The 13,848-nt window shown below is 33.7% G+C and carries 14 protein-coding genes and 2 tRNA genes; 8 read left to right on the top strand and 8 right to left on the bottom strand.

The window, feature by feature from the left end:
• Positions 1-328 precede the first annotated feature (328 nt).
• Together BUE10_RS22190 and BUE10_RS22185 are read left to right on the top strand one after the other, a co-directional pair.
• Positions 329-1,045 (top strand): pirin family protein, encoded by a 717-nt coding sequence (locus BUE10_RS22190; protein ID WP_073489112.1) that lies wholly within the window; start codon positions 329-331, stop codon positions 1,043-1,045.
• 155 nt (positions 1,046-1,200) lie between these two features.
• Complete coding sequence (locus tag BUE10_RS22185; protein WP_073489187.1) at positions 1,201-1,734, top strand: YceI family protein; 534 nt, start codon at positions 1,201-1,203, stop codon at positions 1,732-1,734.
• Between the two features lie 270 nt (positions 1,735-2,004).
• On the opposite strand, the gene BUE10_RS22180 is transcribed toward BUE10_RS22185, so the two are convergent.
• Positions 2,005-2,868: a helix-turn-helix domain-containing protein gene (locus BUE10_RS22180; protein ID WP_073489110.1), complete on the bottom strand. Its 864-nt coding sequence runs from the start codon at positions 2,866-2,868 to the stop codon at positions 2,005-2,007.
• Positions 2,869-3,151: 283 nt separating this feature from the next.
• On the opposite strand from BUE10_RS22180, the gene BUE10_RS22175 reads away from it, so the two are divergent.
• Both BUE10_RS22175 and fabD read left to right on the top strand, forming a co-directional pair.
• Positions 3,152-3,514, top strand: a complete 363-nt coding sequence (locus BUE10_RS22175) for a DUF983 domain-containing protein (protein ID WP_073489108.1) — start codon at positions 3,152-3,154, stop codon at positions 3,512-3,514.
• Between the two features lie 72 nt (positions 3,515-3,586).
• Entirely contained in the window at positions 3,587-4,462 is an 876-nt protein-coding gene (gene fabD / locus BUE10_RS22170; RefSeq protein ID WP_073489107.1) for an ACP S-malonyltransferase, read from the top strand.
• 107 nt (positions 4,463-4,569) lie between these two features.
• Here fabD and BUE10_RS22165 read toward each other — a convergent pair whose 3' ends face one another.
• From BUE10_RS22165 to BUE10_RS22155, 3 genes are all read right to left on the bottom strand, one after another.
• The gene (locus BUE10_RS22165; RefSeq protein ID WP_073489105.1) at positions 4,570-4,767 is read right to left on the bottom strand and encodes a hypothetical protein; all 198 of its coding nucleotides are present in this window, start codon (positions 4,765-4,767) and stop codon (positions 4,570-4,572) included.
• A 147-nt stretch (positions 4,768-4,914) separates the two neighbouring features.
• The gene (galE, locus tag BUE10_RS22160; protein WP_073489103.1) at positions 4,915-5,928 is read right to left on the bottom strand and encodes a UDP-glucose 4-epimerase GalE; all 1,014 of its coding nucleotides are present in this window, start codon (positions 5,926-5,928) and stop codon (positions 4,915-4,917) included.
• A gap of 36 nt (positions 5,929-5,964) precedes the next feature.
• Positions 5,965-7,098 (bottom strand): DegT/DnrJ/EryC1/StrS family aminotransferase, encoded by a 1,134-nt coding sequence (locus BUE10_RS22155; RefSeq protein ID WP_073489101.1) that lies wholly within the window; start codon positions 7,096-7,098, stop codon positions 5,965-5,967.
• Positions 7,099-7,231: 133 nt separating this feature from the next.
• On the opposite strand from BUE10_RS22155, the gene BUE10_RS22150 reads away from it, so the two are divergent.
• Entirely contained in the window at positions 7,232-8,464 is a 1,233-nt protein-coding gene (locus tag BUE10_RS22150; RefSeq protein WP_073489099.1) for a 3-deoxy-D-manno-octulosonic acid transferase, read from the top strand.
• Positions 8,465-8,808: 344 nt separating this feature from the next.
• Positions 8,809-9,033, top strand: coding sequence for a PG1828 family lipoprotein (locus BUE10_RS22145; RefSeq protein WP_053471595.1), 225 nt, complete (start codon positions 8,809-8,811; stop codon positions 9,031-9,033).
• A gap of 93 nt (positions 9,034-9,126) precedes the next feature.
• Here BUE10_RS22145 and BUE10_RS22140 read toward each other — a convergent pair whose 3' ends face one another.
• The 4 genes from BUE10_RS22140 to mutS form a co-directional block, all read right to left on the bottom strand.
• Positions 9,127-9,507 (bottom strand): DUF1508 domain-containing protein, encoded by a 381-nt coding sequence (locus tag BUE10_RS22140; protein ID WP_073489097.1) that lies wholly within the window; start codon positions 9,505-9,507, stop codon positions 9,127-9,129.
• 121 nt (positions 9,508-9,628) lie between these two features.
• Positions 9,629-9,714: transfer RNA gene (locus BUE10_RS22135), tRNA-Leu, on the bottom strand.
• Positions 9,715-9,728: 14 nt separating this feature from the next.
• Positions 9,729-9,801: transfer RNA gene (locus BUE10_RS22130), tRNA-Gly, on the bottom strand.
• 162 nt (positions 9,802-9,963) lie between these two features.
• Positions 9,964-12,570, bottom strand: coding sequence for a DNA mismatch repair protein MutS (mutS, locus tag BUE10_RS22125; protein ID WP_073489095.1), 2,607 nt, complete (start codon positions 12,568-12,570; stop codon positions 9,964-9,966).
• A 156-nt stretch (positions 12,571-12,726) separates the two neighbouring features.
• On the opposite strand from mutS, the gene BUE10_RS22120 reads away from it, so the two are divergent.
• Together BUE10_RS22120 and BUE10_RS22115 are read left to right on the top strand one after the other, a co-directional pair.
• Complete coding sequence (locus BUE10_RS22120; protein ID WP_073489093.1) at positions 12,727-13,158, top strand: DUF1573 domain-containing protein; 432 nt, start codon at positions 12,727-12,729, stop codon at positions 13,156-13,158.
• Positions 13,159-13,232: 74 nt separating this feature from the next.
• Positions 13,233-13,769 (top strand): RNA methyltransferase, encoded by a 537-nt coding sequence (locus BUE10_RS22115; protein ID WP_053471599.1) that lies wholly within the window; start codon positions 13,233-13,235, stop codon positions 13,767-13,769.
• The last annotated feature ends 79 nt before the right edge of the window (positions 13,770-13,848 follow it).

The following is a 13,848-nucleotide window of genomic DNA, read 5'->3' as shown; positions in this document are numbered from 1 at the left end:
TACTTGCGAAGATTTCTCCTTCGTCGAAATGACAAACTACAAGGCTATACTTTGCGTACAAAACACAACTTCTAAAAACTAAAACTTCTAGTATAGCCCCGATAGAAGTGAAAATCCTTTTGTACCGGGGTTCGGTACAAAAGATTGAAACGGATAACGGGACGTCAGGTCTTTTGAAAACTAAAATTCCTGCTCCAAGAAAAAACCTTTGAACCTCTGCAACTCTGAACCTTTGAACCTCTCAAAAAAACTTCTTAATCTAGGTTAAGTGCGTTTCCTTGACCTCGGCAGTATCTTTGTACTATAAAATTACAAAACATACAAGATCATGGAAAATATAGTATTACATAAAGCAGAAACAAGAGGAAATGCAAATCACGGATGGCTTAATGCTTATCATAGTTTTAGTTTTGCGAGCTGGTACAACCCAGACAGAATTCAGTTTGGAGCGCTTCGTGTTTTAAACGATGATACAATTGCTGCGGGAATGGGATTTGGAACGCATCCTCACGATAATATGGAAATTATTACAATTCCGTTAGAAGGAGATTTGGCACACAAAGACAGTATGGGAAATACTGAAATTATCAAAAATGGTGATATTCAGGTAATGAGTGCCGGAACTGGAGTTCAGCATAGTGAGTTTAATCCGAATGCAGATCAACAGACTAAATTGTTACAAATTTGGTTGTTTCCAAATAAAAGAAACGTTACACCGCGTTACCAGCAAATTACTTTAGATGTTGCTGACAGACATAATAAATTGTCTCTAATTTTATCTCCAAATGCTGATGACGAGGGAGTTTGGATTCACCAAGATGCTTGGTTTCAAATGGGAAATTTTGACTCAGGTGTAACGACTGAATATAAAATTAAAAAAGAAGGAAACGGAGTTTATACTTTCGTTTTAAAAGGAAATATTACAATCAACGGCCAGGAATTAAACACTCGTGATGCGGTTGGAATTTCAGGAACTAAAATCTTAAATATAAAAGCAAATACAGATGCTGAATTTTTATTGATGGACGTTCCGATGAACTATTAATTCAATAGCAATTTTTCAAACAATAAAAACAAAACAAACTAGGAATCAAAGATTTATTTCGTCTTCATTTCTTAATCTAGGTTAAGTGCCAAATGAAGACAGCCGAAGTAACTTTGTCCTATCAAAATGAAATTAATTATTTAAAAAATAAAATTATGGCAGCTACAAAATGGTCAATTGACCCAACACATTCAGAAATTGGTTTTAAAGTTAAACACATGATGTTTACAAATGTTTCAGGTAAATTTGGAACTTACGATGCAACAATCACTACACAAGGAGATGACTTCGAAAATGCTGCAATCGAATTTTCTGGCGATATCGCTTCTATCGATACTGCAAATGCAGACAGAGACGGGCATTTAAGAAGTGCAGACTTTTTTGATGTAGAAAACAATCCGAAATTAGCTTTTAAAGCTTCTTCTTTCAAAAAAATTGATGCTGGAGATTATCAATTAACTGGAGATTTAACGATCAAAGGAATTTCAAAAGAGGTAAAATTCCCAGTAGAATATAGCGGAATCTTAACTGATCCTTGGGGAAATACAAAAGTAGGTTTAAGCATTGAAGGAAAAATCAATCGTAAAGATTGGGGTTTAAACTGGAACTCAGCTCTTGAAACTGGAGGTGTTTTAGTTGGTGAAGAAGTAAAATTAAACATTGAGTTACAATTTGTAAAACAAGCTTAATACTTTATAATTAGGTTTTAATTTGGTTGGTTAAGAAGCCTGCACCTTTTCTCGGGAGTGCAGGCTTTTTTTTTGAGGGTTTGCCACGAATTACACTAATTTTCACGAATTTTTTTCTTTCAAACTGGAAATTTTTTTTTTGCCACAGATTAAAAAGATTAAAAAAGATTTTTTTCTGTATTGTGAGAATAAATAATCTGTGAAAATCCTTTTAATCTGTGGCAAAAAATAATTCGTGGAAATTAGTGTAATTCGTGGCAAACTTAAAACTTATCGCGCTGTATTTCGAAATTCTGTTGGTGATAATCCTGTTTGTTTTTTGAAGAATCGGGAGAAATACGAGTAATCTTCGTAGCCGACTTTAAAGGCTACTTCGTTTACGGCTAATTGTTTGTCGATTAACATTCGTTTTATCTCTAGGATTACACGATCTGTGATAACTTCTGTGGCTGTTTTTTGTAGAATTTCATTGCAGATTCGGTTTAAATGTTTTAGCGTGATATTTAGTTTTTCCGCGTAGAAAGACGGTAGTTTTTCAGTTCTGAAATATTCCTCTAAAAGCGATTCAAACTTGTTGATTTTAATATTGTACGAATGCGTTTGATGCGAATACGTTTCGCCATATTTACGGGAAATTTCGATGTGAATGGAATCTAATAAATTCAGCATTTTGTCCAGCTGATATTTATTATTTTGATTGTTTTCCTGAATTAATAAATCAAAATAAGGGAGGATTTTTGGGATTTCTTTTTCTTCGAAAACCAATTCCGGTCGGTTATGAATGGAATGATAGAAATTATAATCATTGATATTTTTTTGTCCGAAATATAAATTATACAATTCCTGCGAAAAGATAATTACAAAACCTTCAACATCTTTAGACAAACTCCAATGATGCATTTGTCCGGGCTGCAGTACAAACAGACTTCCTCTTTTTATTTCGAATTGGTCAAAATCGACTTCGTGCTGTCCGGAACCTTTTGTAAAAAACACCATTAAATAGGAATCATGACGATGCGGTTCTTCCACAAAACTGTGGCTTTTTAAATGCTCTGTAAAAGTATTAACGTAAAAATCGCGATGAATATCATTGCAGCTAAAATTCTGAACGCTGTAAACAGGGTACTTTTTCATAAATAAAATATTGGTGTGCCAACTATATCGCGTTTGCCTACTGATTAAAATGAGAATCGCACGCAGATGACGCAGATTTATACCGATTCAAACTGATTTGTTTATTTGCTATTTGTAAATCTGCTTAATCCGTGTCATCTGTGCGCCATTTATAGCAGGTTTTACACAAGTCTAAAAAACAAAACGGAACAAATGTCTTTATTGTGCTATAATAAGCGAAGATACTAAAAAGACTTTTATCCTGCTCTGAATTACCTTTGTATAAATAAAAAACATCAAAGTCATGTCAAATTCATTAACTCATATTTTAAGCAACGAATGTCCTGTTTGTCATAAAGGGAAAGTATTTACAGACAGAAATATTTTTTTATCTTTCGGTCTTCCAAAAATGAACGAATACTGCAGTCATTGCAATTACAAGTTCCAAAAAGAGCCTGGTTATTTCTTTGGCGCGATGTATGTAAACTACGGATTAACAGTCGCTCAGGGAATCGCGACGTATTGTGTTGCTCAGTTTTTCTTTGAGACAAATTTCGATTTAAGAATTATTCCAATCATAGCTGTAGTTATTACTTTACTTACTTCTTTCAATCTTAGATTTTCAAGATTAGCATGGATTTACATGTTTAAGGATTATACGAAATAAAAAAATAGTACTTTTGCCTTCCAATTGAAACTAATTTTCAATTTTAAAAAAAGTAAAAATTAAATTAGACAAATGAAAGCATACGTATTTCCAGGTCAGGGCGCACAGTTTACAGGAATGGGCAAAGATCTATATGAAAACTCGGCTTTAGCCAAAGAATTATTCGAAAAAGCCAATGAAATTTTAGGTTTTAGAATTACAGATATTATGTTCGAAGGCACTGCCGAAGAGCTAAAAGAGACTAAAGTTACACAGCCGGCAGTATTTTTACATTCTGTTATTTTAGCTAAAACTTTAGGCGAAGATTTTAAACCAGAAATGGTTGCGGGACATTCTTTAGGAGAATTCTCTGCACTGGTTGCTAACGGAACTTTATCTTTTGAAGATGGTCTTAAATTAGTTTCTCAACGTGCTTTGGCAATGCAAAAAGCTTGTGAAATCACGCCATCGACAATGGCTGCGGTTTTAGGTTTAGCAGATAATATTGTGGAAGAAGTTTGTGCTTCTATCGACGGAATTGTGGTTGCAGCAAATTACAACTGCCCAGGACAATTAGTGATTTCAGGAGAAACTACTGCTGTTGAAAAAGCTTGTGAAGCAATGAAAGCTGCGGGAGCAAAACGTGCTTTAATTTTACCTGTTGGTGGTGCATTTCATTCACCAATGATGGAACCTGCAAGAGAAGAATTAGCGGCTGCAATTGAAGCAACTACATTCTCTACTCCTATTTGCCCAGTATATCAAAACGTAACTGCAAATGCAGTTTCTGATGCAAACGAGATTAAAAAGAACTTAATCATTCAATTGACTGCTCCTGTAAAATGGACGCAATCTGTACAGCAAATGATCGCTGACGGCGCTACTTTATTTACTGAAGTTGGCCCAGGAAAAGTTTTAGCTGGTTTGATTAATAAAATTGATAAAGAAGCGGTTACTGCGAATGCATAATCGTAGAGGCGCACTGCAGTGCGTCTTTCGTATCGAATATCATATAAAAAATCCTCATAAATAACATCTTATTTATGAGGATTTTATTTTTTAATTTATTTCTAAAGTTATTTTTTCCAAGGATAAGCTTTTATTCTTTTAGACATTTCAGCTTTAAACTCCTCCGGTGTTAATCCTTTTGCAAACTCAGCATCAAAATCAAAAGTTTCAGGATCTATTCCTTTAAATTTAGGCTTTTGAATTTCGTATTCTATTCTTGGCTCTTCAACCTTATCATTCTTTTTATTTTCTTTTTTTGAGCCCATAATTCCTACAATTTTATCTTACAAAATTACAAAATAAATTCAATTAAAATAAAAATCCCAAACAATCTAAAATGATTATTTGGGATTTCTTTACATACGTTAGACGCACTGCAGTGCGTCTCTACGGAATATCTTTGTGTATTTTATTTACGAACGAACCTTCTGTTCCCATTTCCAGGCACTTGCCATTGCTTCGTCTAAACTTAATTCTGCTTTCCAGCCTAAAACGTTGTTTGCTTTATCTGTGTTTGCATAAGCTTCCGTGATATCACCTTCACGGCGCGGTTTAATTACGTATGGTAATTTTTTATCACTTACTTTTTCAAAACTATGAATTACTTCTAAAACTGAACTTCCTTTTCCAGTTCCTAAATTAAACGTTTCCACTTTTTGTAAATTCTTTTTGTTCAATAAACGTTGTAAAGCAATTACGTGTGCTTTTGCTAAATCTACAACGTGAATATAATCACGAACTGCAGTTCCGTCTGGCGTTGGATAATCATTTCCGAAAACTGATAATTCCTGACGTAATCCTACTCCTGTCTGCGTAATAAAAGGAACTAAATTTTGAGGAACTCCTAATGGTAATTCTCCAATTTCAGTTGAAGGATGCGCTCCAACCGGATTAAAATAACGTAATAAAATTGCGCTGATGTTCGTTACTTTTGCTGTATCTGCAATTATTTCTTCTCCAATTTGTTTCGTGTTTCCATAAGGAGACATTGCTGTTTGAACCGGGGCATCTTCTGTAATTGGCATTTTTTCGGCTTGACCGTAAACTGTACAAGATGAACTAAAAATAAAACTTGCCTCAGGTTTTTGCTGTAATTCTTGTAAAAGATAAACCAAACTGCTAATGTTGTTTTCGTAATACAACAAAGGCTGTTCAACACTTTCACCAACTGCTTTTGAAGCAGCAAAATGAATTACCCCAGTAACATCATTATGTTTTTTAAAGAAATCCCGAACGGCACTTTTTTCTCTTAAATCAATTTTCTCGAATAAAGGCGTTTTTCCCGTTATAGCTGTAATTCCTTTTAAAACATCTTCTGAAGAATTTGAAAGGTTATCAATTATCACAACTTCAAAGCCTTCATTTTGCAATTCGACTACCGTGTGAGAACCTATAAATCCTAATCCTCCTGTTACTAATACTTTCATTTATTTGGTTGTTTATGTGGTTATTTTGGCTGTTACTTATTTATTCAAAAATTCTAAAACTGAATCTGTTATAAATTTGATTTGTTCGTCGTCAAGTTCTGTATGCATTGGCAAAGCAATTACTTCCTGCACTAATTGATTTGTAACTGGAAATTGCTCTTCTTTATAACGAGGATCTAAATATGCTTTTTGAGAGTGCAATGGAATTGGGTAATAAATTGCACATGGAATTCCTTTATCTAATAAATGCTGCATTAAAGCATTTCTATCAGCATCTAAAATTCTTAAAACATATTGATGAAAAACGTGATCGTTTTCATTTGCATCAAATTCTGGCGTAACAATATGTTTATTTCCAGCAAAAGCTGCATTGTATTTTGTTGCCGCTAAACGACGTGCTTTATTATATTCATCTAACAAAGGTAGTTTTGCATTTAAAACTCCCGCTTGGATACTATCTAAACGTGAATTTACTCCCACAACATCGTGATGGTAACGCTCGTACATTCCGTGATTTACGATTCCGCGGATAACGTGAGCCAATTTATCATCATTTGTGAAAATTGCCCCGCCGTCTCCGTAGCAGCCTAAATTTTTAGAAGGAAAAAATGAAGTTGCCGCAACGTGACCAATAACACCAACTTTGCTTTTTGTTCCAGATTTTGAAATATAATCAGCACCTATTGCTTGTGCGTTATCTTCAATTACATATAAATTATGTTCTGCCGCAATTTCCATGATGGCATCCATATTAGCAGCGCGACCGAATAAATGTACCGGAACAATTGCTTTAGTTTTTGGCGTAATTGCTTTTTTTACTGCATCAATATCGATGTTCATATTATGCAAATCAACATCAACTAAAACCGGAGTTAATTGTAGCAATGCAATAACCTCAACTGTTGCTGCAAAAGTAAAATCGGCAGTGATAACTTCATCTCCTGGTTTTAAATCCAACCCCATCATTGCAATTTGCAAAGCGTCGGTTCCATTTGCACAAGGAATCACGTGTTTTGCTCCTAAATAGTCTTCAAGATTTTTTTGAAACTGATGAACTAAAGGTCCGTTAATGTAAGTATTTGTGTCTAAAACCTCTTGAATTGAAGCATCTACAGTCGTTTTTATTTTTTCATATTGACTTTTTAAGTCAACCATTTGTATTTTTTTCATTTTCGATATTTTATTTAAAAAAGCCTTTCTACTAAACCAGAATGTCAGAAAGAAGGAACAAAAATAGTTATTAATACCTTCAAACCAATGAAAATAAACGAAAGAAATGTAATTTAGCTGCAAAAATTACTACATGCTTTTTTTATACAATTTAGCTGTTTCTTTAGCAGCGTTTTTTCTTAAAATAGTCGCACTTTTTAGTCCGAAAATTAAGCTTTTTGTTGAAGGTCGGAAAAATGTATTTTCTATTTTAGAAGAAAAAATAAAAGCCGAAGACAAAACGATTTGGTTTCACGCTGCTTCGCTTGGTGAATACGAGCAAGGACTTCCTGTAATCGAAAAAATCAAAGAAAAACATCCTTCACATAAAATTATTATAACCTTTTTTTCCCCTTCAGGATACGAAGTGCGTAAAAACAACATGGTTGCCAATGTTACCATTTATCTTCCTTTGGACACAAAAAGCAACGCCAAAAGATTTTTAAAATTGGTTCATCCTGAATTTGCTTTTTTCATTAAATATGAATTTTGGTTAAACTATTTAAAGGAATTAGAAAAAAGTAAAACTCCAACTTATTTGATTTCCGGAATTTTTAGAGACAGCCAGATGTTTTTTAAATGGTACGGCGGTTTTTACAGAAAAGCGCTAAAAGCTTTCACTTATTTCTTTGTGCAGAATGAAAGTTCTAAACAGAAAATTGAAGCAATTGGTTTTAAAAATGTAATTGTATCCGGCGATACGCGTTTTGATCGAGTTTCTGCGATTTTAGAAAGAGACAATACGCTTGATTACATCGAAAATTTCAAAAATAATCAGCAAACCATAGTTATTGGAAGTTCATGGCCAAAAGATGAAGTTTTAATTGCTGAATACATCAATCAGGCTCCTGAAAATGTAAAATTCATTATCGCGCCACATAATATAAAAACGGATCAAATCTCAAATCTTAAATCCCAAATTACAAAATCGACAGTTTTATTTTCTGAAAAAGAGAACAAAGATTTATCAAGTTATAATGTATTTATAATTGACACCATCGGGATTTTAACCAAAATATATAGCTACGGAACGGTCGCTTACGTTGGCGGCGGATTTGGAAACCCGGGAATTCATAATATTTTGGAACCAGCGACATTTGGAATCCCAATTGTAATTGGGACTAATTATTCTAATTTTGCCGAAGCGGTTTCTTTAGTTGAACTTGGCGGGTGCATGCCAATTTCTAACGTTTCTGAACTAAAAGAAATTTTAGACCGTTTACTGACTGATCCAACATTTCTTAAAGAAAAAAGTCAAATTTGCGAATCTTTTATTCAGGATAACAAAGGAGCTACAAATGCGATTATGAAAGTTGTTTCGGAGTAAGACAGGATTCAAATTAAATTTTGGGAGCGATTATTTTAAAGAAACGATTTAAAAGCAGGTAATTTTCATTATTTAAGATCAGGTAATAATTCTTAAAAAGCAATATAAACTGCAAATAAGAGAAATGAAATAGCCAATTCGACCATAGAATTTTCAACGAAAAATTATTTATACAAAATATTAGATAATTTAAGAAAATTTTATAGTTTTGGCATATTCTTTGATAAATAAGATAAACGTGAGCTAGGAAAATATTTTAAAAAAAAAGTGAAAAAATATTTTACATATTAAAAAATTTATATCTTTGCCACGAATTAATAATTAACCTTTTATAATAAAGTAAGATGAAAAAAGTATTTTTAAGTTTAGCTGTTGTTGCTGTTTTAACTGTTGTATCTTGTAAAAAAGCTGACGCTGCAGCTACTGAAACTGTAGATTCTACTGCTGTTGCTGTTGATTCTGCTGCTGCTGTAGTTGATTCTGCTGCTGCAACTGTTGACTCAGCTGCTACTAAAGTTGATTCTGCTGCTGCTAAAGTAGAAGAAGCTGCTAAAGAAGTAAAAAAATAATTAGAACCTAAATTCTAAAGATTTTAAAACCATCGAAATCGATGGTTTTTTTTTGCTCAAAAATTAACAAAGCAAAATCCCAATATTTCCTACTTAATCTTCCACTTCTTCTTCAACAGAAACCTCTTCATCTTCAAAAATCGATTCACTCGACGAGAAATCCAAAATTTCCGCTTTTGAAGCATAAGTTACAATTTCTTTTATTCCTTTTTGCAAAAGCAATTCTGTGGTGTATTTTCGACTTGTTGCAAAGTGAACACCATCTAACATCAATTTGAAAAAATACTTTCCTCCAGAGCCTTTAAATTTTAAAAATTTAGAAAGCTCAATTGTTCTTCTAAATCTTTCAATATCTTCTTCACATTCAAACCTCAATTCATAACTCAAACTTGTAAAAATCACTTTCCCTTTTCTGGAAGTAAACACAAACTTATATTCATCATTAAATCGCCTGCTAATTACAAAAGCACCCATATTTGAATTTTAGATTTTAGATTGTTGATTTTAGATTCTCCGAACCTTAGAATTTCAGCACGTTAGCACCTTTAAAGAATTCACACAATAAAAAAAGCCTCTTCAAAAGAAGAGGCTTTAGTACTCAGAGCGGGACTTGAACCCGCACGAACATTGCTGTTCACTGGATTTTAAGTCCAGCGTGTCTACCAATTTCACCATCCGAGCATTATATGGTTTTGAGCGAAAAACGGGGCTCGAACCCGCGACCTCGACCTTGGCAAGGTCGCGCTCTACCAACTGAGCTATTTTCGCGTTTCAAATTCTAGTAAAGAACTACAATACTTGACTTGTTTCGTATTGCGAGTGCAAATTTAGGACATTTATTCAATTACACAAGCCTTTTTTCAAAAAAATATTTACTTATTTTATAACTTTCTGATAACCTAAACTTTAAACTTGAAAAATTTTTTCGATTTATTTCTTAACCAGCATTCTTTTTATTTCATTCAGCTTCATCAAGGCTTCAACGGGTGTGATCGCATTAATATCGAGACTTAAGATCTCTTCTTTGATTTCTTCCAATAAAGGATCATCCAGATTAAAGAAACTCATCTGCATTTCATCATTAGCAGATTTCACTCCGTTTAAAGCATCGCTTGAATGATTTTTTTCTAATTTCTTTAAAAGTTTCTGTGCTTTCAAAATTACAATCTGCGGCATTCCGGCCATTTTTGCTACGTGAATTCCAAAACTATGTTCACTTCCGCCTTTTACAAGCTTTCTAACAAAAAGAACGGTGTCTTTTAATTCTTTTACCGCAACATTATAATTTTGAATTCTCGAAAGCGATTCTGTCATTTCATTCAATTCATGATAATGCGTCGCAAACAACGTTTTTGGTTTTGACGGATGTTCGTGCAAAAATTCAGCAATAGCCCACGCAATTGAAATTCCATCATACGTACTCGTCCCTCTTCCAATTTCATCCAGAAGCACTAAACTGCGATCTGAAATATTATTCAAAATCGAAGCCGTTTCATTCATCTCAACCATAAAAGTCGATTCTCCCATCGAGATATTATCAGAAGCTCCTACCCTTGTGAAAATTTTATCTACAACTCCCATTCTTACGCTGTCAGCCGGGACAAAACTTCCCATTTGAGCCAAAAGCACAATTAAAGCCGTTTGCCTTAAAATTGCCGACTTACCCGACATGTTGGGTCCGGTAATCATTATAATCTGCTGTGTTTCTCTATCCAGAAAAACATCGTTTGCTATATATGGAGTTCCAACTGGTAATTGTTTTTCAATTACAGGGTGTCTTCCGTTTTTAATATCCAATTCAAAAGTTTCATCAATTTCAGGGCATACATATTGGTTTTCAACCGCCATTTGTGTAAACGAACATAAACAGTCTAATTGTGCCACCAGATAAGCATTCATTTGAACTGGCTTGATATAAGTTGCAATCCAGGCAACTAATTGTTCAAAAAGCTCCGATTCAATTTTATGGATTTTTTCTTCGGCACCTAAAATTTTGGTTTCGTATTCCTTTAATTCTTCGGTAATATAACGTTCTGCATTTACTAAAGTTTGTTTACGAATCCATTCTTCCGGAACTTTATCTTTATGCGTGTTTCGAACTTCAATATAGTAACCAAAAACATTATTGAATGATATTTTTAAAGATGAAATTCCTGTGCGTTCTGATTCTCTTCTTTCTATTCCTTCTAAAAATTCTTTTCCAGATGTAGAAATTGCTCTCAATTCATCTAATTCTTCATTAATTCCTGTTGCGATTGCATTTCCTTTTGAAATAGCAACCGGCGCATCCTGATTTAATGTAGTTTTAATTTTCTCACGCAATAAATCACACGAATGCAAACTGTCTCCAATAACTTTTACTGCTTCCTGCGGACTTTCTAGTGCTAATGTTTTTATCGGAATAATAGCATCCAGAGATTCTTTCAAATAAACAATTTCGCGAGGAGAAACTTTTCCTGCCGCAATTTTAGAAATCAAACGCTCTAAATCTGAAATTTGTTTAATTTGATATTGAATATTTTGTAAAACATCCTGATTGGATTCCAAATAGGCAACCACATCATGACGACCTTTTATTTTATTACCGTCTTTTAGCGGAAGCGCCAGCCAGCGTTTCAACAAACGTCCGCCCATTGGCGAAAGCGTTTTGTCAATTACATCTAAAAGCGTTACTGCATTTGGATTATAGCTGTGATACAATTCTAAGTTTCTAATCGTAAAGCGGTCCATCCACACATAAGCATCTTCGGCAATTCGCTGAATCGCTGTAATATGCTGCACTCTGTTATGCTGCGTTTCTGATAAATAATAAAGGATTGCTCCCGCAGAAATAATTCCTTCTTTTAATTCTTCTACACCAAAACCTTTTAATGAATTGGTTTGAAAATGTTTCGTCAACGTTTCTAAAGCATAATCTTCTTTATAAATCCAGTCTTCCAGATAAAAACTATGAAAATCTTCTCCAAAAGCGTTTTTAAAATCACTTTTGCAGTTTTTAGGAACAAGAACTTCACTCGGATTAAAATTCTGCAATAATTTATCTATGTATTCTGCATTTCCCTGAGCGGTAAGAAATTCTCCTGTCGAAACATCTAAAAATGAAATCCCAATATTTTTGTTAGCAAAATAAACAGATGCTAAAAAGTTGTTTGTTTTTGATTGTAAAACTTCATCGTTTAAAGAAACTCCCGGAGTTACCAATTCTGTAACACCTCGTTTTACAATTGTTTTAGTCATTTTAGGATCTTCAAGCTGATCGCAGATTGCAACACGAAGTCCGGCTTTAACCAATTTTGGTAAATAGGTATTGATAGAATGGTGCGGAAAGCCCGCAAGAGCAGTCTCTGTATCAGATCCTGCGCCTCTTTTTGTTAAGGTAATCCCAAGAATTTTAGAAGCTCTGATGGCATCTTCTCCAAAAGTTTCATAAAAATCCCCTACTCTGAAAAGCAGACAGGCATCAGGATATTTTCTCTTGATCTCGTTGTACTGTTTCATTAAAGGTGTTTCCTTCACCACTTTCTCTTTAGCTGCCAAAATTGATATGTTTTTAAATGAAAATTAAGACAGCGAATTTATAATTTTTTAGCGGCATATCAGGCACTTCAAAAATTAAAATATTTTAAGAATTTTTTATGTTCAGATATAAGAATTTTATATAGCTTTGTTCATCATTAAAAAAGACCCTTAAAAATGAAAAAAATAATTTTATTCGCTATGTTAGCTGTAGCTGGTATTACGGCTGCTAATGCACAAACAACTAAAAAAGCTAAAGCTGCTAAGGTTGCAAAAGTTGAAGGAGCTGGAATGCTTTTCGAAACAGAAACTATTGATTACGGAACTATCGCTCACAATGCTGATGGTAAACGTGAATTCGTTTTTGTTAACAACGGAACAAAACCATTAATCATTACAAACACTCAAGGTTCTTGTGGTTGTACAGTGCCTACAACACCAAAAGAGCCAATCGCTCCGGGTGCTAAAGGTATTATTGGTGTAAAATATGCTACTGACAGAGTTGGTGCTTTTACAAAAACTGTAACTGTTACTTCAAATGCTGAAGGACAACCAACAAAAGTACTTACAATTAAAGGTACTGTTTTACCAGATCCAGTAAAAAGCTAATCTGAGAAACAACAAAATAATTGAAAAAGCTTCCTTATCTTTGGAAGCTTTTTTTATGACCTGAATTTAAACCAATGAGAAAACTCGAAAATAGCGAATTAGACAGAAAATCAATCGAAGATTTTAAAAAATCAGACAAAACTCCTTTAATATTGGTTTTGGATGATATTCGCAGTTTGCACAATATTGGGTCTGTTTTTAGAACTGCCGATGCTTTTTTAATCGAAAAAATAATTCTTTGCGGTATTACAGCAACTCCTCCCAATAAAGAAATTCATAAAACTGCTCTTGGCGCTACAGAAACTGTTGCGTGGGAACATCACGAAAATGTATTGGAAGTGATCGAAAACCTGAAAAAAGAAAATGTGTTGACGCTTGCCATTGAGCAGGTTGAAAGCGCCATTTTTCTTCAGGATTTTAAGGTGGAGAAAAACCAAAAATATGCTTTAGTTTTTGGAAATGAAGTTTATGGTGTATCTCAGGAAGCAGTTGCTATTTGCGACGGCTGTATTGAAATTCCGCAGTTAGGAACAAAACATTCTTTAAACATTTCTGTAAGTGCCGGAATTGTAGTTTGGGATTTATTTCAAAAATTAAACTGGCCGAACTAACAATTAAAGAATATTTTTACCAAAAAAATGTGATTTTTAAATTAGTTTAAGCTTTTAAATGTTAGAAATATAAATATAT

The organism is Flavobacterium sp. CF108 (assembly GCF_900129795.1).
In the GTDB taxonomy this organism is placed as follows: Bacteria; Bacteroidota; Bacteroidia; order Flavobacteriales; family Flavobacteriaceae; genus Flavobacterium.
Note: the sequence above shows the minus strand (reverse complement) of the source record. Positions and strands in the feature narration are given on the sequence as shown.